We start from the raw sequence: 18792 nt of genomic DNA, 5'->3' as shown, positions 1-18792 counted from the left end.
GACTTTCGGAGGCACACATATTATTCAGAAACCAACCACTATTGCCATGCGTAATTTTATGCTTAGCGCCGTCATCGCGCTCTTCGCTATCTCCGCAGCTTTCGCACAGAGCGGCGAAGACAAGCTGAAAGAAGCTTCTAAGGCTTACGACAACTTCACTACCAGCAAGGACGTCGTAAAGCTCCAGGAAGCCGTCGACGCCATTCAGGTCGCCCTGGAGGATCCTACCGTTCAGAGCGACTACAAATCATACCTCGAAGCCGCCGACATCTACGCCGCGGCCATCACCCAGTACGTCACCGACCGCACCCTGGCCAACAACGAGCCGATCGCTCCGATCGTAGGCCGTGCCGCTTCCCAGGCCGCCAAGTTCTACATGAAGGCCTACAATCTTGCCGACAAAAAGTCCGGTCAGAAAGCTGCCCTCAAGGGACTGGAAGCCCTGCAGGGCAACATCTCCAACGAAGGCATCTACGCCATCCAGGACAAGTCCTACGACAACAGCTTCGAAGCCTTTAACACCAGCGTGGAGGTCCACAAGTTCCTGATGGACAACGGCGGTACCAGTGCTTTCGCCGAAGACGAAGCCAAACTGAACGACGAGCGGTACTATGCCGCCCTCTCCGCCGTACTCAACGAAGACTACGACTCCGCCGAGCCCCTGTTCGTTGCCCTCTACGATTCCGGTTACAGCGACGTAGGACTCTACGACGGCCTCTACAAGGTCTACAGCGGTAAGGACGACATGGAAACCGCCGGCAAGTACCTCCAGGAAGGCCGCGAGAAGTTTCCCGACGAAACCCAGCTGCTCTTCACCGAGATCAACTACTACCTGGCCCAAAACAAACTGGACGTGCTGACCTCCAAGCTCGAGGAAGCTATCTCGGCCGAGCCCGAAAATGTTAGCCTCTACGCTACCCTCGGATCGGTGTACGACCAGCTCTACCAGTCTACCCGCGATGAAGACCCCGAGAAGGCAAAAACCTACTTCGAGGAGGCCAAGAAGAACTACGAGGCCGGATTGCAAATCGATGGTGAGAATGCTTCCCTGATCTACAGCCTCGGCGCTCTTTACTTCAACCGTGCCGCGAACATGACCACCCAGTTGGTGGAGCTCGGTAACGACTTTAGCAAAGAAGGCCAGGCCAAGTACGAAGCACTCGAAAAGGAGATCAACGCCGAATTCGATATCGCATTCCCCTACTTCCAGAAGGCGGAAAAGACCGACCCCAACAACCTCAATACCCTGATCGCGCTGAAGGAGATCTTCGCCCGCCGCGACAACTACGAGGCTTCTGACGAAATGAAGACCCGCATCGAGCAGGTCCAGAACGGACAGAAGATCGAGAAGTCTTACTTCGCAGAACAGGGAATGTAATCCCCCCTTCGCCTTACTCCAGGCACGACAAAGCCCCGCTGAATGCACTTCAGCGGGGCTTTTCTATTTAATGCTGTCGGTGAAACTGCTATCCGAACAAGACAAGCTGACCGGTGTCCACGGCGTGCCGTCCGGTTTTGGTTGCACTATGGGTAACCTGTTGCCGGATGGCCAGGGGATCGAATCCCAGCTGGCGGAAATCCTTGTCGGCGCAAATCAGGAAATACTGAGCGCGCTTCCAGACCACCCCGATCCTGCGCAGGTGCTCACGGCGCAGGGGCCGGAACCTACGGGCATCAATGATTTTGCGGGCCGACTTGATGCCGATGCCCGGAATCCGCAGGACCATCTCGTAGGGAGCGCGGTTAACGTCCACGGGAAAAAGTTCCGGATGGCGGAGGGCATACGCCAACTTCGGATCGATATCGGGATCCAGGTTAGGTTGCCCCTCGTCGACAATCTCATCAGCGCGGAAGCCGTAGAAGCGCATCAGCCAGTCGGCCTGGTACAAGCGGTTTTCCCGGCGCAGGGGAGGTGCGGCAAGGGTAGGCAACCGGCTGTCGTCGCTGATGGGTACGTATCCGCTGTAGTACACCCGCTTTAGTTGCTGATCTTGGTACAGGGTAGCGGCGAGGGAAAGAATGTCCTTATCCGACTCCGGGCTCGCGCCGATGACCATCTGGGTAGACTGCCCGGCGGGCGCGAAATTCGGCGTTTTCATCAGCGCCTTTTTCTCCTCCCGGTACCCGGTGATCGACTCCTTAAGGAAATTCATCGGCTGATATACCTCGGCGTAGTTCTTCTCCGGTGCGACCTTGCGCAGGCTTTTCTCGCTGGGCATCTCCAGGTTAACGCTCAGTCGATCGGCGTAGAGGCCGGCTTCGTGGATGAGCTCGTCGCTGGCTCCCGGGATGGCCTTCAGGTGGATGTACCCGTTAAACTTGTGCTCCGTACGCAGGTTTTTCGCAATCCGGACGAGGCGTTCCATCGTATAATCGGCACTCTTGAAAATACCGGAGGAAAGGAATAACCCCTCAATGTAGTTGCGTCGGTAGAAGTTAAGGGTCAGGTCCACCACTTCATCTACCGTAAAGGCGGCCCGCTTGACGTCGTTGCTGCGCCGACTTACACAGTAGGCGCAATCGAAGATGCAGTGGTTGGTCAGTAGGATCTTCAGCAGGGACACGCAGCGCCCATCCTGAGTGTAGGTATGGCAGATGCCCATCCCCGTGGCGTTACCGAGCCCGTCTACCGTATTTTTACGTTTGCTGCCGCTGCTGCTGCACGAAACATCGTACTTGGCCGCATCGGCTAAAATGGTAAGTTTTTCGGCTACTCTCTCGTTCATATAAGCTTTGACTGGAACGGCGAGCCGCTCATTTGTACAACCCTACAAAGTACAACAAATTGTGCTCACTAAAGGCAGATTACTTACTTTTTGTTGGTCAAAGAAGGGTCTAATTGCAGCGATTGTCGCCGTTGGGGTGATCTGGTGGATAAACTGCCTGCCCTCCCCCCTTTTCCGGGCTCCCCTGGCCAGTGAATTGCTCGATCGCGACGGTCGCCTGCTCAGTGCAGTCATTGCCGCCGACGGGCAGTGGCGTATGCCGGCGGCGGATTCGGTTGACGGGCGGCTCCGCACGGCCATCGTAAGCTTCGAGGATCGACGGTTTTACCGGCATTTGGGAATTGACCCGGTAGCCATCGCCCGGGCTACCCGTGCCAACCTTCGCGCCGGAAGCGTAGTGAGCGGAGGAAGTACTCTTACCATGCAGGTGGCACGCATGGTGAGGGGAATTCGCAACCGGTCACTTTATCAGAAGGTAATTGAGGGCCTGGTCGCACTGCGCCTGGAATCCGTGTACTCCAAGGAGGAAATCTTGTCCCTCTGGTTGGACAACGCCCCATTTGGTGGCAATGTGGTAGGCGTGGAAGCCGCGTGCCGTCGCTACTTCGGGCGGAGTCCCGCCGATCTTTCCTGGGCCGAAGCGGCCACGCTCGCGGTGCTCCCCAACAGTCCCGGACTGATCCATCCGGGAAGGAACCGCCACGCACTCCGCCAAAAACGAAATGAGCTGTTGCGGACCTTGCTACTCGACCAAAAATTGACCCGGGAGGCTTACGAACTTGCCCTGCTGGAACCCATCCCGGACGCCCCCCTTGCACTGCCCCGCCTAGCCCCCCACTTGCTCCAGCGACTCCGGCAAGCGCAGGGCGGCGGGGGCGGAAGGATCCAGACTCAAATTATTGCCAGCCTTCAGGAACAGGTGGGTACGATCGTGCAATCCGCCCACCGGCAATTATCGGCGAACGGCATCCATAATTTGGCGGTACTAATTAGCGACGTGTCGACGGGAGAAGTAATAGCCTACCACGGCAATGTACCCGGACTAGCGGCTGACTTTGCACCGGATGTGGACCTGATTACCGCACCGCGAAGCCCGGGCAGCGTCCTTAAACCACTGCTGTACGGTCTGGCACTCGATGCCGGAGAACTGCTTCCCACTCAATTTCTTCCCGACGTACCCATGTCCTTCCAGAACTTCCGTCCGACCAATTTTAATCCCGAATTCGACGGAGCGGTGCCGGCCGACGAAGCCCTCGCGCGGTCGCTCAATATCCCCTTCGTGTTTCTGCTGCGGGATTTCGGGGTACCCCGTTTCCATACCGCGCTTCGCACTGTTGGCTTTGCCCAGATGACCCGGGAACCGGGGCACTACGGGTTGTCCCTCATCCTGGGAGGAGCGGAGATCACGATGGAAGAAATACACGCCTGGTACCTGGGAGTGGCCCGGCAACTGCGGTTTTACGATGCCCGCCGGCAGCAGAATCTTCCGACGACCTTCGGGGGAATGAGCGCCGGTGCGGCCTACAGCGTCCTCGAAGCCCTCCGGGAACTCAACCGACCGGACGAAACCGGTGCCTACCAGCAATTTGAAAGCGAGCGCCCCGTAGCCTGGAAGACGGGCACCAGCTTTGGTCTTCGGGATGCCTGGGCGGTAGGGTGCACTCCTGCCTATACCGTAACTGTGTGGGCCGGTAACGCCGACGGGGAAGGACGGCCGGGCCTGGTCGGTGTGAAGGCCGCCGCCCCCGTGCTCTTTCGGGTGTTGAGGATACTCGAAAGCTACGATACCGCTTCCCCCCGGTGGTTCGAACGGCCCTACGATGACCTTGCGCCCACAACGGTCTGCCGGATCACGGGATACTTGTCGGGACGCGATTGCCCGCAACGAACCGTATGGGCGCCGCTGCGGGCGGAACGTGCTGGTATCTGTCCGCGTCACCGGCCCGTTACCGTAACGATGGATCAAACGTACCGCACCACCCTCTCCTGCGATCCACAGGCAGTTACCCTACCCTACTTACTGCTTCCTCCCCTGCAGGCGCATTTTTATCGCCGCAAGCATGCCGAATACCGCACCCTTCCCCCGTGGCAGCCGGGGTGTGAATCATCCGGTCCGTCCGAGCCGGTGATGCAGGTGGTGTATCCCGACGGCAGCGGCAACCTCAGCCAAACCAAAAACTGGGAGGGCGAACTGCAACCGCTGCACTTTGAGGTGGCTCACCACGATCCAGACGCCGTGGTCTACTGGCACCTGGACGGAGAGTACCAAACTTCTACCCGGACGTACCACCACTTTTCCGCAAGTCTCTCCCCCGGCGAGCACCAACTGACCCTGGTGGATGGGTACGGAAATCGACTAATTCGGTCGTATAGGGTGAGGTAAGTGTTAAAATTACACTAAGACTCGAGTTTTTCGGACCACACTCCTCACGCTAGGTATGGCAAAATTCGTGGTAGCGGGCACCTCAAATCCAGAATAAAGCGCGGGCCACAAGCGAATGAAGGGTACAAATTGGGGGCTTAGCAAAATTTCGCTAAATAATTTTGAACCGCCGTTTGATGAGTACTGCCCCGTTGCAATTAGCCATAGCAGTACGGACAACATATGGCATTTTTATCCGGCACACCGTACGGTAGATTTGTGTCAACGACCCGGGCAAGGGAAAGGTAAAGAGGCACAGCGACCATACTTCCTCCGACATCTTCCACGCACCGGCTTCTATTGTGGCATGATCGACTTTAAGCTATTTGATGAACGGCTCTCCGAATTGGGAGCCGTTCTTTTTATTTAGCGATGCACCGAAATCCCAGGTGATTCAGACCGCTATCTTTCGCCGTGAACTGCTTCTGCTGAAGGTCGAAGCCGGTGCAGTAGCTCGTACTGCACAGAAAGGAACCACCCTTGATGACCGATTCCTTAGTGGCCGTTCGCTCGGTAGCCGTCCACTCCCACACGTTGCCCGAGATGTCGTAGAGACCGTTCTCGGCGGGTGGGAATTGCCTGACCTCCGCTATGCCAGGAAAACCGTCGCTTACCTCATCGGCGTAGGGGAAGGGACCCTGCCACCAGTTGCCCAGGTATTCCCCGTCGGGTAGCATTTCGCTGCCCCAGGGAAACGCCGTGTGCTTTCCGCCCTGGGTGGCCGCCTGCATCCATTCTTCTTCAGTAGGAAGTTGCTTGCCCGCCCAGCGGGCGTAGGCCGTTGCGTCGCGGTAGCTTACCTGAGTGACGGGTTGGGCGGGAAGCGCGGGAGCGGCGTCGGGACCCAGGGGGTACTTCCAATTGGCGCTGTCGACCGGTAACCAGGCTTGCTCCTCCTTGGAGAAAACCCCCGACCAGCCAAAGCTGTCCGCTTCGGTACGGTAGCCCGTAGCCGCAATAAACTCCGCAAACTGGGCGGTGGTGACTTCGGTCTCGTCCATCCAGAAACCACCATCCGGACTTTCGATCCACACCATGCCGGCGGTTGGCGGCTCAGATTCCGGGGTGGCTACCCGATCGGCCGGGCTTTCACAGCAAAACACGGCACCCGCGAGCCCGCCCAAAAAAATCAACTTTGCGATCGACATAGGATAATTAAAACGATATTGACCCCAAAAGTACGCAGATAGATGAGAAGACTGCCCGCAGAGTGGGAAAGCCAACAGACTGTTTTGCTCTGTTTTCCGCGCCGTGGCGGAGACTGGGGGGAAGTGCTCGATGCCGCCTCCCTGGCCATGGTCGAAGCGGCAAACCGCATACACGAAGCGTGCCCGGTCACCCTGATCGTCAGCGATACCGAGCATTTTGCCCGCTTTGCCCCCCAGTACCGGGGAAGCATCCTCGAATTGCCGACAGACGATAGCTGGATCAGGGATTCTGGTCCCATCACAGTATTTGACGACGGCCCGCTGCTCCTCGACTTCACCTTCAATGGCTGGGGGGGTAAGTTCGATGCGCGGCGGGACAATCAGCTCCCCGAAAAAATTCAACGGCGGCTGTTTCCCGACGCTGCTTACCGAAGAGTGAAGGAAGTATTGGAGGGTGGCTCGATCGAATCGGACGGCCGCGGAACCATCCTGACCACCACCCGCTGTCTGCTGTCGGGGGGCCGCAACGAATTTACCGACCGACAGGAAGCGGAACGACTGCTGATCGATACGCTGGGCGCAACGCGCATCATCTGGCTGGAACACGGCGAACTCATCGGCGACGATACCGACGCCCACATCGATACCGTGGCACGCTTCCTGGATGAAGGCACGGTTGCCTACGTGGGCCCTCCCCCACCGGATGATGAACAGTATTCGGATTTTGTAGCCATGCGCACGGAAATTCACGAGAAACTGGCCGATTACCGGCTGGTGGAACTACCCTGGACGGGCACCATAAACAGCCGCATCGACGGTCACCGACTGCCGGCCTCTTACGCGAATTTTCTCATTAGCAACGGCACCCTGTTCTTACCCACTTACGGCGTGCCGGCGGACGACGAAGCGGTCGCGGTACTGGAACGTGAATCCTCCTACGCCATCGTCCCGGTCGACTGCCAACCCTTTGTAGAACAGCACGGCGCCCTCCACTGCCTTACCATGCAAATACCCAACTGGAACCTATGAGCCCGCACTCCCGACGCACCTTTCTCAAACGGACGCCCGCTACCCTGGCGGCGGTAACCGCCACCTCCTCCTGTCAGGCGCAGGATAATCCTCCGGCCACTGAAGCGGTCCGCCCCGTCGTGATCTCTACCTGGCGGCACGGACTGGCCGCCAACGATGCGGCCTGGAAAATTCTGGACGCCGGCGGTTCCGCCCTGGACGCCGCCGAAGCGGGAGTACGGATTACCGAAGCCGATCCGGAAGTACGTACGGTGGGCCTGGGAGGCCGGCCGGACCGGGACGGTATTGTAACCCTCGATGCCGCAATCATGGACGGCGGAGGCGACTGCGGAAGCGTGGCCGCGTTGGAGGATATTCTGCACCCAATCTCCGTAGCCCGACGGGTAATGGAGGATACCCCCCACGTAATGATTGTTGGAGACGGTGCCCGGCAGTTTGCTATCAGTCAGGGATTTGAACCGACTGAGCTACTCATCGATGCAAGCCGACTGGACTGGGAGGAATGGAAGAAAAACAACCCGGACTACCGCCCCCCGATCAACGTCGAAAATCACGACACCATCGGTCTGCTGACGCTCGACAAGAACGGCAACATTGCCGCCGCCTGCACCACCAGTGGGGCCGCCTATAAATACCACGGACGGGTGGGTGATTCTCCCCTTATCGGCGCGGGACTCTACGCGGACGATCAGGTAGGAGCCGCCACCGCCACCGGCTGGGGGGAGGCCGTCATCCGCGCCTGCGGCAGCTTTCTGGTGGTAGAGCTCATGCGTCAGGGGCATTCCCCCACGGAAGCGTGCCGGCTTGCCGTCGAGCGCGTCATCGAGAAAAATCCCGATTACCGGGAGATCCAGGTAGGCTTCATTGCCCTCGATAAGCAGGGCAACACCGGAGGGTACTGCATTCATCCGGATTTCGATTACGCCGTTTACACCCCCGACGGCGGCAACCAACTGGTCGTTCCCGACAGCAAATTATAAGCAATGCCCGACGTAATTTTTGAGGTCTGCCTGCAGGGCGTTGACGATGTAGTAGCGGCCATGGCCGGCGGAGCCCAGCGGGTCGAGCTGTGCGCGGCCTTGGTGGAGGGAGGCATCACGCCGAGTATCGCTACCATCGCCGCCTGTGCCGAGCTGGATACGGAGGTAATGGTCATGATCCGCCCCCGCGGTGGGGACTTTGACTACAGCATGCGGGAGCTAGCCCTCATGGAGGACGATATCCTGCGGTGCCGCGACCTCGGTGTCTCCGGGGTGGTGTTCGGTATGCTGACCACCGACGGGAAGGTGGCGGGGACGCAGGTGCAGCGAATGAAACGGGCGGCCGGCCCCCTGCGAACAACCTTTCACCGGGCATTCGACGTATGCCGCGACCCGTTTACCGCTCTGGAACAGCTGGCGGATTTGGGGGTGGACCGGATCCTTACTTCCGGTCAGGCCGCCACGGTGCCTGAAGGGATCCCCCGCTTACGAGAATTGATTGCCCGGGCGGAGGGCCGTATCGGTATCCTGCCCGGTTGTGGGATAACGCCGGAAAACGTAGCCAGCGTAATCGATCAGACGGGAGCGAGTGAGTTTCACGCGACGGCCTTTGCCAACCGGGAGAGCAACATGAAGTTCCGCAACAAAGCGGTGTACATGGGTATTCCCGGATTACCCGAATACGAGCGTCAGGTCACGTGTGCGGAAGAGGTCAGAAAATACCTCCGTGCCGTAGGTAATTAAGCGCACAAAATTTTGCGTTCGCCCCCCAGATAAGGTGATCATATCTCAAATTGCGCGGTTTTTTCGCAAATGTTTGCGTTCTATGAAGATTTGTACCAGCGAACAAATCCCAATCGCTTACGTCTGCCGTAAGTGATACTGGGAGGGACCATCACTCGCCCGTCACTACTTTCTTCATCCAAACACAGCATTTATGAATAAGCTTTTACTACGCTGTTTGGGTTGTCTCGCACTAATAATCGTTATGAGCCATTCGGCCGACGCCTCCTCTCACCGGGAAGCGCCGCTGATTGCCGACGATCCTCTTGCGGACAATACCGACGTCTACGCCTTTGTCAGTCCCGACGACCCGAATACGGTCACCATTCTGGCAAACTACATCCCCATGCAGTTGCCCCAGGGCGGCCCCAATTATTACACTTTCGGCGAAGACATCCGCTACGAAATCCACATCGACAACGACGCATCGGTGGTCGGTGACGAATTGACCTACCGGTTCACTTTCACCCGGATGAACGAGGACCCCACTACGTTCTTCAACATCCGCCTCGGAAAGGAAAACATTAAAGCCACCTACAAACTGGAAAGAAGCATCGACGGCGGTGTAAGCTTCCAAACTATTGTGGAGGAAGGCGTGGTGCCAGCCTACAACATCGGACCCCGCTCCATTGAAAGCGAAGTTGGTCTCAATTCTACCTACATGGAGATTTGGGAGAACGCCATCACGGAAGCAACCTCCGGCGAGATGGTATTTGCCGGCCCCGCCGACGATCCCTTCTTCGTAGACCTCGGTGGCATCTTCGACCTTGGAGACAGCCCACGCCAGGGAGACCAGCCCAGCCGCGACGGACTAGCCCAGTTCAACGTGCACACCCTGGCCCTTAAGATCCCCATCAGTACCCTGCTGAAGACGGGTGCGCCCGCCAAGGCGGAGAACATCCTGGATGGCAACTTCGTGATTGGCGTGTGGGCCTCGGCCAGCCGCCCCGCAATACGTACCCTCGTCAGCGGCGACACGATTCAAGATTCGGGTGACTACGTTCAGGTATCCCGTCTCGGTATGCCCCTGACCAACGAAGCCGTCATTCCCATCGGAATGAAGGACTACTGGAACGCCATTACTCCCTACCAGGAGCTGGACGACACGGTGCTCGACAAGTACTTCTACAACCCCGAACTCGCTCTCTACATGGATACCGCCGCGTTCGCAAATGCGGTTCCGGCCTTTATGCCGCTGCGGATTCAGCGCAACAGCCTCGGTGCCTTTGACTTTACCAACGGCGCTGACGGATTGTTTGGCCTGAAGGGTTCCGATGCCGTAGCCGGCACCGCCCTCGACGACGCTGTCTTCGGCACGCTGCTTCTCCCCGGTGCAGGTATGCCACGCTCCGTCGACCTCTGGCCGATCTTCCACACCGGCGTTCCTAACGTGCGTCCCTACCAGCTCGCAACCGGAAAGGATGGTGACCCCCTCGCCGCCGGCAAGCCGTTCATCAACAACTTCCTGCCCAACGGTGGCGATATGCTGCGCCTCAACATGGCCGTACCGCCAACGCCGCGCAACAGCGACAACTTCAGCTCGCTCGGTCTGGTACAGGCAGCGGTCCTCGGTCTGACCGATCCCGCTTACGCCAGCACCGACATTCAGATGATCCCCAACATGGACGGCTTCCCCAACGGACGCCGGCTCGAGGACGACGTAACCCGCATTGAACTGCAGGCCGTTTCCGGTGTCGTTCTGGCCGCCATCGGTCTCTGGTACGACGATTACGATCCGGAGACTTCGGAAAGTCCCGTCACGGAAGACCTGATCAACGTGCTCGGCTACACCACCGAGGTGGAGTCAAACGACAAATCTTTCCGGAGCGTATTCCCCTACGTGGCAATGCCCTGGCGTGGAACCGAAGTGGATCACACCAACTTCGCCGACTAGTAGGCTTGTCCGTAACCCTTTAACTGACCGCCCCGACCGCTATGGTCGGGGCACATCATAAATAATATGCAATTATATCAACCAACTAAAAGTGCGGTCCTGCTGCTGCTGGCGGTGATGATGGGATCGGCACTCTTCGCCTCCTCCCACCGAGAAGCACCCCTTATTGCGGACGATCCGCTGGCGGACAACGTCGACGTTTACGCCTTTCGGTCTCCGGACAATCCGGACATGATCACCCTCATCGCCACCTACATTCCGATGCAGCTGCCCCACGGCGGCCCGAATTGGTACCACTTCGGCGAGAACATCCGGTACGAAATTCACGTCGATAACAACGCGGCGACGTCGGGCGACGAACTGATCTACCGCTTCACCTTTACGCGGAAGAACGAAGATCCTACGACCTTCTTCAACATCCGCCTGGGTAAGGAAAACCTGAAGACCACCTACAACCTCGACCGCATCGACCGCAGTGGAGCGGCTACGCGCCTCGTTACTGACGGCGTGGTGCCCGCACCCAATATCGGACCCCGCTCGATCGAATCCATGGTAGGACTCAATAAGAAGAGCTACGCCAGCTATTCCGACAGCACCGTGGTGACCCTTGATGGCGGCATGCAGATTTTTGCCGGACCGGTGGACGATCCCTTCTTCGTCGACCTCGGCGGTATTTTCGACCTGGGTGATGCACCCCGTCAGGACGGTGACCCCGTCGACGGTCTGGCGTGCTTCAACACCAATGCACTGGTACTGAATATTCCGATCGACGACCTTAAGCGGACCGGTGCCCCCGATGCTCCCGCCAATATCCTGGACGAAAACTTCATCATCGGCGTGTGGGCCTCGGCCAGCCGGCCGAAGATCCGCGTGCTACAGGACGACGGTTCGAAGCCAGAAATTCAGAACAACGAGTACGTTCAGGTTTCGCGCCTGGGCATGCCGCTGACCAACGAGGCCGTCATTCCCGTCGGAATGAAGGACTACTGGAACGCCATCACCCCGCACATGGAACTGGCCGACACCACCCTCGACCAGTACTTCTACAATCCCGAACTCGCCCTTTACATGGACGATGATCTGTTCGGAGGTGCCGTGCCCGCATTCGCGCCATTACGTATTCAGGAGGCCAGCCAAACTGCCCTAGGCAATGTTGACTTCACGAACGGCGCCGATGGATTGTTTATCCTAAAGGGCAATGCCGCCCTCGACGGAACCGCCCTTGACGATGATGTGTTTGGCACGCTGCTGCTTCCCGGTGCGGCCAAGCCCCGGTCGGTGGACCTCTGGCCCATCTTCCACACCGGTGTGCCTAACCTGGCTCCCTACCAACTTGCCACGGGCAAGGACAAGGGGAACCCACTTTCCGCCGGTAAGCCATTCATCAACAACTTCCTGCCCAACGGCGGTGACATGCTGCGGCTCAACATGGCCGTTCCCGTCACTCCCCGCGACGACGAAGCCTTCAGCTCACTGGGCCTCGTACAGGCTGCCGTACTCGGTCTGACCGCCGCACCCTACAACACCAGCACCGATCTGGAATTCATCCCCAACATGGACGGATTCCCCAACGGACGGCGCCTTGAGGACGATGTAACCCGCATCGAACTGCAGGCCGTCTCGGGTGTCGTACTGGCTGCCGTAGGTCTTTTCTACGACGACTACGACCTCGAAGACAGCGACAGTCCGGTAACGGAAGACCTGCTGTCGGTACTCTCCTACACCACCGGTGTGGAAGAGAACGACCTGCCCTTCCGCGATACCTTCCCCTTCCTGGCACTGCCCCACAGCGGACAGGGAGAATGTAGCGGCGCTATTCGTCCGAACTCCAGCAACGACTTCTTTGCCACCGACGGCATGGGTATCAATGCTCCGAACGTAGTGGGCGTCAACTTCCCGAACCCCTTCCAGAATCAGACGACGATCAAGCTACGGGTGCGCGACGCCGCTGCCGTTAACATCGATCTCTACGATCTGAGTGGCCGCCGCCTGGCTAATCTTGCCCACCGCACCTTCCCCAGTGGTGAGCACCTGGTGCCGGTAGAGGTAAGTGACCTTCCCCAGGGCATCTACTTTGCGGTAGTAACCGGTGGATCGGGTCGCGTACTGCAGACGATCCGGATGGTCAAGTCGTACTAACCTTCGACCAACCTGATTAACTTAGCGTGGTACTTCGATTTCGATCGGGGTACCACGCTTTTCATTACGTTCTAACCGATCGCTTAGACCGGTCAATTTTATCTATATGTTTACTACGAAAATACAAGTACTGCTCCTCTTTACGGTTGCCTTGTTCCTGAATGCCTGTGAAGGAGATGGACAGTCGACCTCCGAAGCGGAAGAAGGCAATGTCAACATCCCAGAACTGCTCAAACGCCCGGAGGCGCTGCAAAACGCCATGGAGTGGGACCAAACCCAGAGCGGTTACATGCAAATGAGCAGCAAACTGCGGCTCGAAGACCCCGAGGCCATCGAGCCCCGAATCACGCTGGCCAAGATATTCGTCAACGAAGCCCGGGTGACCGGGGAGCACGGCCACTACTACCCCGCCGCCCTGCAAATGGTGAATGAGGCCATTGAACTGAACCACCAGGGTCCCAAGGATCCCAACCTGGAATTCGACGCGCTCTCGACTAAAGCTGGCGTACAACTGTCTCAGCACGAATTTAAAGACGCCCTGGCTACTGCCAAACAGGCCGTTAGCATCAACCCCTACAACGCGCAAGTCTACGGGGCCGTGGTAGACGCTAACGTCGAACTGGGCAACTACGAGGAAGCCGTGGCCGCGGCGGACAAGATGAACGAAATCCGCCCCGACCTGCGATCTTACAGCCGCGTGTCCTACCTACGTGAGATCCATGGCGACATCGACGGGGCCATCGAAGCGATGGAACGAGCGGTTACTGCCGGAGCACCCGGATTCGAATCCACTGCCTGGGCCCGGCTGACCCTCGGGGAGCTTTTCCACCGCTACGGTCAACCGGAAAAGGCCGCTCAGCAGTACGCCGCTATTCTGCGGGAGCGTCCCAACTACCCGTTCGCCATCGCCGCTCAGGCCAAACTGGCAATGGATGCCGGCGACGAAGCGGAAGCGGAACGCCTGCTGAACGAAGCGCGGGGCATCATCCCGGAAGTCGGCTACTACATCCAACTCGCCGAACTGTACAAAAAACAGGGGCGCGAAGAAGAGGGAAAAGCCATTGAGCAGGAAATAATGGCCATGCTGCAGGACGACGTCGACAGCGGCCACAACATGGATATGGAATACGCCGCCCTATACCGCGATCACTTCGAGGACTACGACAAAGCCCTGGAATACATTCGTAAAGAGTACGAAAATCGTCCGAACAACATCGATGTCAACCGGATGCTGGCGGATATCTACCTCAAACGCGGCGAGCTCGATAAGGCCAGGGAGCATTTGACCAAGGCGGAGATAACGGATTCCAAACATCCCGAACTCGCCCGGATCCGTGATGAGATGGCTAAATAACCGTCACCTCATCGCCTACCCGTAGCGGCCCGTCGCCCCCGCTCCAGATACCATTCATCCCAAAGATCACCTTGTTGCCCCGCTTGCGATGGGTGGCCAGGGTAGTTAGCACGGCGGGTTCCCGCTCACCGGTATCCGGATCGTTGGTGATCATTACGCACCGCGCGCAGGGCTTGGGCAGGTAGAAGGAGTGGGAACCGATGCACAGACCAGTCCATTCGTCCTCCGCGTAGGCCGTAGCCGACTCGATCACTACACTAGGCCGAAAGCGGCGCACGTCCAGTTCCCGACCGTACCGCTGAGAAAGCATATTGAGGCTTGCCGTTGTGGTGAAAAGGTAAGGATAGCCATCGGCGAAACTGACCCGCTCTCCGGATTTGGCGTAGCGCGGATCGATCGTCCTTTCGACACCATCGTGCATGTACGCCAGTCGTATTCCCGGTATGCCCAGCTCATTTGCAAGTTCCGGCGAGTCGATGACGGGTGCGTCGAGGGAGTCGTCCCACACGGTGACCCGCTTCGTCTGCGGTCCCTTAGGTCGGGCATCGGGCAGGTCGACCAACAGTCGGTTGTCAGCTATCCGGTAGATGTGTAGTCCACGATCACCGCTTACGCGCGCACCAAAGCGGGCGAGGTGCGGATGGGTGCGTTGACTGATGAACTGGCCCGAGGCGTCGACGATCATCCACCGGCGGTCATCGACCAATCCCCGCTCGGCGAGATCGGCCTGGTTGAGGGATTCTCCGCCGAGGCTCTTGACGGGATAGCGGTAGATGGCAGCGACGCGCATCCGGCTAAGCTTCTACGGCACCCTTCAACTGGGGCAGTTCCACCTGGGTGCCGAGCAGGTCCTCCATGGTCTCCCGGCGACGAATGAGGTGGGCTTCTCCATCGATAACCATGACTTCGGCGGGGCGGTAGCGGCTATTGTAGTTGCTAGCCATCATGTAGCAGTAGGCGCCGGCATTGTCCATCGCGAGAATGTCGCCCTCCCTGACTTCGTTTAGCTGGCGATTGATTCCGAAGGTATCCGTTTCACAGATGTATCCCACCACGGTATAGATGCGCGGCTTTCCCCGCGGGTTGCTGACGTTCGTAATGTGGTGGTAGGCATCGTAGAACATGGGGCGGATCAGGTGATTCAGCCCGCTGTCCACGCCGGCGAACACCGTAGCGGGGGTAGTCTTGACCACGTTGGTACGCACCAAAAAGGTGCCGGCCTCGCTGACCAGGAATTTGCCCGGTTCGAACATCAGTTCCAACTCACGACCGTACTCGGCACAAAACTCATTGAAGCGGGTGCTCAGACGTTCGCCCAGGTCCTCGATGTCCGTCGCAATGCCCCCTTCCTTATAGGGCACCTTGAAGCCGGAACCGAAATCGAGGTAGTCGAGGTCGGGAAAGTCGGCCGCGGCACGTAGCAAAATTTCGACCCCCTGTAGAAACACCTGGGCGTCGAGGATATCGGATCCGGTGTGCATGTGCAGCCCTTCCACTTTAAGGTCCAGGGCACTTATCACCTTGAGCACGTGGGGTACCTGGTGGATACTGATGCCGAACTTGGAGTCGATGTGGCCGACGCTAATCTTGCTGTTGCCCCCGGCCATGATGTGGGGATTAAGCCGAATGCATACGGGCACGCCGCGGTGCTGATCGCCGAATTGCTCCAGGATGGAGATGTTGTCGATGTTGATCCGGACGCCCTTCGACACCGCCTCATTTACCTCCTCGAGGCTGACGCAATTGGGCGTGAAGAGAATATCGTGGGGATCGAAGCCGGCCATAAGCCCGAGATCGAGTTCCTGCATGGAAACGGTATCCAGTCCGCTGCCCAGCTGTCGGAAAAGCCGGAGTACGTTCAGGTTTGTCAGGGCTTTGCAGGCGTAGTTGATGCGCAGCCGGGGAACCCCGGAGAAAGCGTCCTTGATGCGGGCGTACTGCCGTTTCATCCGATCGGCATCGTACACGTAAACGGGCGCACCGTACTGCTCGACGATACGGAGGGCATCAACACCACCGATCTGGTAGCGGTTATGGACAAACTGCATGGACACTGTTTTATCTAGGGCTAAAGCCTATCGTAGGCGAAAGTTTAACTCCGCTGTAATTTACCCCGGGTGGCGGCCAAATTACCTCGCTATTCTGTCTAATACGTTGCTCCCGCGCGCCCGCCCAACGAACATACGATACTTACCGAGAGGTTAAGTAAAGAAAAAGCTATGTCGATGTACTTACAGTCTGGTTTTTCCGATGACCTCTGGTATATGCTGGGTGCCCTCATCGTCTTGGGCATCGTTTTTTGGGCCACTAAGAAGGCCCAGAACACGCAACGAGCCCGGGAGCTAGGGAAGAACGACCCCTACCAGGAGGTCGTAAACGACAGCAGCTACAACATCAACCAGGAGGGGATCGACGGCCACCGCGACCAGGGGATGACCAAGGAGGAGGCCGAGCGGACTGCGGAAAACATGCACGATACCGGTCACGTACCCAGCGACGAGGAATTTCACGAGTTGCGCAAGGACATAAAAAAGGACGAATAGGCCGCTCTGATGGGGGGGCAACAATCGCAGGGGCCCGGGCGTCTATATGCCTGATGACGCAGCTGGATAAACTGTTGGCTAAATCCTTTGTCGGTCCGTTCATCGTGACGTTCGGCATAGCCCTGTTCGTGCTGCTCATGCAGATCCTCTGGCTTTACCTCGACGATATTGCGGGTAAGGGCCTCAGCTTCTTTATGATCATGGAATTGCTGGCCTACAAGTGCGTCGGCCTGGTTCCCCTGGCCCTGCCGCTCGCCCTGTTGATCTCGTCGGTGATGGTACTCGGCAACCTGGCCGAACACTACGAACTTTCGAGCTTTAAGAGTGCCGGCGTCTCACTGCTGCGGGTGATGCGCACCCTGATCGTGTTTGGCATCATCAGCGCGGTTATTTCTTACGCTTGCTCCGATTACATCATTCCGGCCGCTAACCTCCAATTCGGTGCCCGGATGTACGACATCCAGCAGAAAAAACCGACGCTCAATATGGAGCCGGGGGTATTCAACGAAGATTTCAATCAATTTACCATCCGCCTGGGAGGGCGCAGCGACAACGGACGCGACATCGACAACGTGCTCATCTACGATCACACCAAGGCTAACGTCGGCGAACTGTCCGAGATCGTAGCCGACCGCGGCGAGATGTTCTCCGCCGACGGGGGAAGGTTTTTCGTCATGCGTCTGTTTGACGGCCACCAGTACGTGGAGCAGCGGCCGGGGGGCTCGAGTGGTCGGAGTACGCCCTTCATGCGGACCAGTTTCCGAAGCTACACCAAGATCTTCGACCTCAGCGAGTTCCAATTACGGCAGCACGCCGCGTCCCTTTTTTCAACCAATCGCAGTATGCTCTCCTCCTGGCAATTGCGCGAGGGGGTAGACTCCATCGCCACGGACATTGCCATTCGCAAACAGGCCCTGAGCAATCACCTGCTGGCCTACCTGCCCCAGCTGCCGCGGGATACCGTCCGCTACCGCGAGCAGTTTAACAACATGAGCCAGGGCGATATAGACAGAATGCGGATGGTCGACTCCATACAGGACGCCAGCATCCGGAACGATAGCATAGCAGATAGTATAGCTGTAGATACGGGCGACACCTCCGCCATCGGTGCGGACGGGATTGCCGACACCGCGGCGCTTGCAGTTACCGAAACGGTTCAGCCCCGTCACGGGGTCTCCAGGCGCGACAGTACGGCGTACGCAAATGCGTTGAGCCACGAATTGGTGGTGGGCGCGGCTCCCTGGCCTGGCATTGCGGCCATGCTCGACAAAGTAGATCCCGACGACCGCGTCAGAATATACAATCGGGCCCGCTCGAGTATTCGGTCGGTGACCGGGCAGGCACAATCCGCCGCCCGGCTGCTGCCGGGCATTCAGGAGTCGATGGTCAAGCACGTCTACGACATGCACATGAAGTACAGCATGGCTGTCGTGTGCATCATTTTCATCTTCATCGGTGCTCCGATGGGGGCCATTGTACGGAAGGGCGGGTTCGGCTATCCCATTCTGGTGAGCATCATTTTCTTCGTCATCTTCATCATCCTGACCATTCTGTGCCGGAAGCTGGCGGAGAGTTTCGTAGTCGATGGCGTATTCGCCGGGTGGATGCCCTGCCTGATCCTCTTCCCCGTTAGCCTGTGGATCACCCTGAGCGCCATGAACGATGCCAAGCTGGTGGATACCGACCGCATGACCCAGGCATATCGCCGGGCGCGCGACAGCAAACGGGTTGCGGCCCTGCGCCGGGCGGTGAGCAAACCGTAATTGGCTACCTT

At 58.2% G+C, this 18792-nt stretch carries 14 protein-coding genes; 10 read left to right on the top strand and 4 right to left on the bottom strand.

Features of this window, described 5'->3' with window-relative positions; translation table 11 throughout:
• Positions 1 to 46: 46 nt before the first annotated feature.
• Positions 47 to 1378, top strand: a complete 1332-nt coding sequence (locus GGR28_RS02000) for a tetratricopeptide repeat protein (RefSeq protein ID WP_183494037.1) — start codon at positions 47 to 49, stop codon at positions 1376 to 1378.
• A gap of 88 nt (positions 1379 to 1466) precedes the next feature.
• On the opposite strand, the gene GGR28_RS01995 is transcribed toward GGR28_RS02000, so the two are convergent.
• Entirely contained in the window at positions 1467 to 2726 is a 1260-nt protein-coding gene (locus tag GGR28_RS01995) for a putative DNA modification/repair radical SAM protein (RefSeq protein WP_183494036.1), read from the bottom strand.
• A 136-nt stretch (positions 2727 to 2862) separates the two neighbouring features.
• On the opposite strand from GGR28_RS01995, the gene pbpC reads away from it, so the two are divergent.
• Complete coding sequence (pbpC, locus tag GGR28_RS01990; protein ID WP_319936689.1) at positions 2863 to 5109, top strand: penicillin-binding protein 1C; 2247 nt, start codon at positions 2863 to 2865, stop codon at positions 5107 to 5109.
• 401 nt (positions 5110 to 5510) lie between these two features.
• Here pbpC and GGR28_RS01985 read toward each other — a convergent pair whose 3' ends face one another.
• A complete protein-coding gene (locus tag GGR28_RS01985; RefSeq protein WP_183494035.1) occupies positions 5511 to 6296 on the bottom strand; it encodes an SUMF1/EgtB/PvdO family nonheme iron enzyme in 786 nt (261 codons plus the stop codon).
• A gap of 42 nt (positions 6297 to 6338) precedes the next feature.
• Between GGR28_RS01985 and GGR28_RS01980 the strand changes: the two genes are divergently transcribed.
• The 6 genes from GGR28_RS01980 (at position 6339) to GGR28_RS01955 (ending at position 14475) form a co-directional block, all read left to right on the top strand.
• A complete protein-coding gene (locus GGR28_RS01980) occupies positions 6339 to 7325 on the top strand; it encodes an agmatine deiminase family protein (protein ID WP_183494034.1) in 987 nt (328 codons plus the stop codon).
• Positions 7322 to 8305, top strand: a complete 984-nt coding sequence (locus tag GGR28_RS01975; RefSeq protein ID WP_183494033.1) for a N(4)-(beta-N-acetylglucosaminyl)-L-asparaginase — start codon at positions 7322 to 7324, stop codon at positions 8303 to 8305. The genes GGR28_RS01980 and GGR28_RS01975 overlap by 4 nt, the downstream gene beginning before the upstream one ends.
• A 3-nt stretch (positions 8306 to 8308) precedes the next feature.
• Positions 8309 to 9049, top strand: coding sequence for a copper homeostasis protein CutC (locus GGR28_RS01970; RefSeq protein WP_183494032.1), 741 nt, complete (start codon positions 8309 to 8311; stop codon positions 9047 to 9049).
• Positions 9050 to 9293: 244 nt separating this feature from the next.
• Entirely contained in the window at positions 9294 to 10982 is a 1689-nt protein-coding gene (locus GGR28_RS01965) for a DUF4331 domain-containing protein (RefSeq protein ID WP_246416184.1), read from the top strand.
• Positions 10983 to 11048: 66 nt separating this feature from the next.
• A complete protein-coding gene (locus tag GGR28_RS01960) occupies positions 11049 to 13121 on the top strand; it encodes a T9SS type A sorting domain-containing protein (RefSeq protein ID WP_183494030.1) in 2073 nt (690 codons plus the stop codon).
• Between the two features lie 106 nt (positions 13122 to 13227).
• Positions 13228 to 14475, top strand: coding sequence for a tetratricopeptide repeat protein (locus GGR28_RS01955; protein WP_183494029.1), 1248 nt, complete (start codon positions 13228 to 13230; stop codon positions 14473 to 14475).
• On the opposite strand, the gene GGR28_RS01950 is transcribed toward GGR28_RS01955, so the two are convergent.
• Together GGR28_RS01950 and lysA are read right to left on the bottom strand one after the other, a co-directional pair.
• Positions 14468 to 15265 carry an MOSC domain-containing protein gene (locus GGR28_RS01950; RefSeq protein ID WP_183494028.1) on the bottom strand — a complete coding sequence of 266 codons (798 nt, stop codon included), beginning with the start codon at positions 15263 to 15265 and terminating at the stop codon, positions 14468 to 14470. The two genes, GGR28_RS01955 and GGR28_RS01950, sit on opposite strands and share 8 nt — an antisense overlap.
• Positions 15266 to 15269: 4 nt before the next feature.
• Positions 15270 to 16523 (bottom strand): diaminopimelate decarboxylase, encoded by a 1254-nt coding sequence (gene lysA / locus GGR28_RS01945; RefSeq protein WP_183494027.1) that lies wholly within the window; start codon positions 16521 to 16523, stop codon positions 15270 to 15272.
• Positions 16524 to 16694: 171 nt separating this feature from the next.
• Here lysA and GGR28_RS01940 point away from each other — a divergent pair, with 171 nt between their 5' ends.
• Together GGR28_RS01940 and GGR28_RS01935 are read left to right on the top strand one after the other, a co-directional pair.
• Positions 16695 to 17018 carry a hypothetical protein gene (locus GGR28_RS01940; RefSeq protein ID WP_183494026.1) on the top strand — a complete coding sequence of 108 codons (324 nt, stop codon included), beginning with the start codon at positions 16695 to 16697 and terminating at the stop codon, positions 17016 to 17018.
• A 53-nt stretch (positions 17019 to 17071) separates the two neighbouring features.
• Positions 17072 to 18781, top strand: a complete 1710-nt coding sequence (locus GGR28_RS01935; RefSeq protein WP_183494025.1) for an LptF/LptG family permease — start codon at positions 17072 to 17074, stop codon at positions 18779 to 18781.
• The last annotated feature ends 11 nt before the right edge of the window (positions 18782 to 18792 follow it).

Origin of the sequence: Neolewinella aquimaris, assembly GCF_014197245.1 — a bacterium.
GTDB classification, from domain to species: Bacteria; Bacteroidota; Bacteroidia; order Chitinophagales; family Saprospiraceae; genus Neolewinella; species Neolewinella aquimaris.
Note: the sequence above shows the minus strand (reverse complement) of the source record. Positions and strands in the feature narration are given on the sequence as shown.

What these genes read in the sequence shown, in the direction of transcription:
- GGR28_RS01965 (WP_246416184.1), top strand. Translation starts at nt 9,294, where the DNA reads ATGAGCCATTCGGCCGACGCCTCCTCTCACCGGGAAGCGCCGCTGATT.
- GGR28_RS01950 (WP_183494028.1), bottom strand. Translation starts at nt 15,265, where the DNA reads ATGCGCGTCGCTGCCATCTACCGCTATCCCGTCAAGAGCCTCGGCGGA.
- GGR28_RS01955 (WP_183494029.1), top strand. Translation starts at nt 13,228, where the DNA reads ATGTTTACTACGAAAATACAAGTACTGCTCCTCTTTACGGTTGCCTTG.
- GGR28_RS01940 (WP_183494026.1), top strand. Translation starts at nt 16,695, where the DNA reads ATGTCGATGTACTTACAGTCTGGTTTTTCCGATGACCTCTGGTATATG.
- GGR28_RS01995 (WP_183494036.1), bottom strand. Translation starts at nt 2,726, where the DNA reads ATGAACGAGAGAGTAGCCGAAAAACTTACCATTTTAGCCGATGCGGCC.
- GGR28_RS01980 (WP_183494034.1), top strand. Translation starts at nt 6,339, where the DNA reads ATGAGAAGACTGCCCGCAGAGTGGGAAAGCCAACAGACTGTTTTGCTC.
- GGR28_RS01975 (WP_183494033.1), top strand. Translation starts at nt 7,322, where the DNA reads ATGAGCCCGCACTCCCGACGCACCTTTCTCAAACGGACGCCCGCTACC.
- GGR28_RS01970 (WP_183494032.1), top strand. Translation starts at nt 8,309, where the DNA reads ATGCCCGACGTAATTTTTGAGGTCTGCCTGCAGGGCGTTGACGATGTA.
- GGR28_RS01960 (WP_183494030.1), top strand. Translation starts at nt 11,049, where the DNA reads ATGCAATTATATCAACCAACTAAAAGTGCGGTCCTGCTGCTGCTGGCG.
- lysA (WP_183494027.1), bottom strand. Translation starts at nt 16,523, where the DNA reads ATGCAGTTTGTCCATAACCGCTACCAGATCGGTGGTGTTGATGCCCTC.
- GGR28_RS01985 (WP_183494035.1), bottom strand. Translation starts at nt 6,296, where the DNA reads ATGTCGATCGCAAAGTTGATTTTTTTGGGCGGGCTCGCGGGTGCCGTG.
- GGR28_RS01935 (WP_183494025.1), top strand. Translation starts at nt 17,072, where the DNA reads ATGACGCAGCTGGATAAACTGTTGGCTAAATCCTTTGTCGGTCCGTTC.
- GGR28_RS02000 (WP_183494037.1), top strand. Translation starts at nt 47, where the DNA reads ATGCGTAATTTTATGCTTAGCGCCGTCATCGCGCTCTTCGCTATCTCC.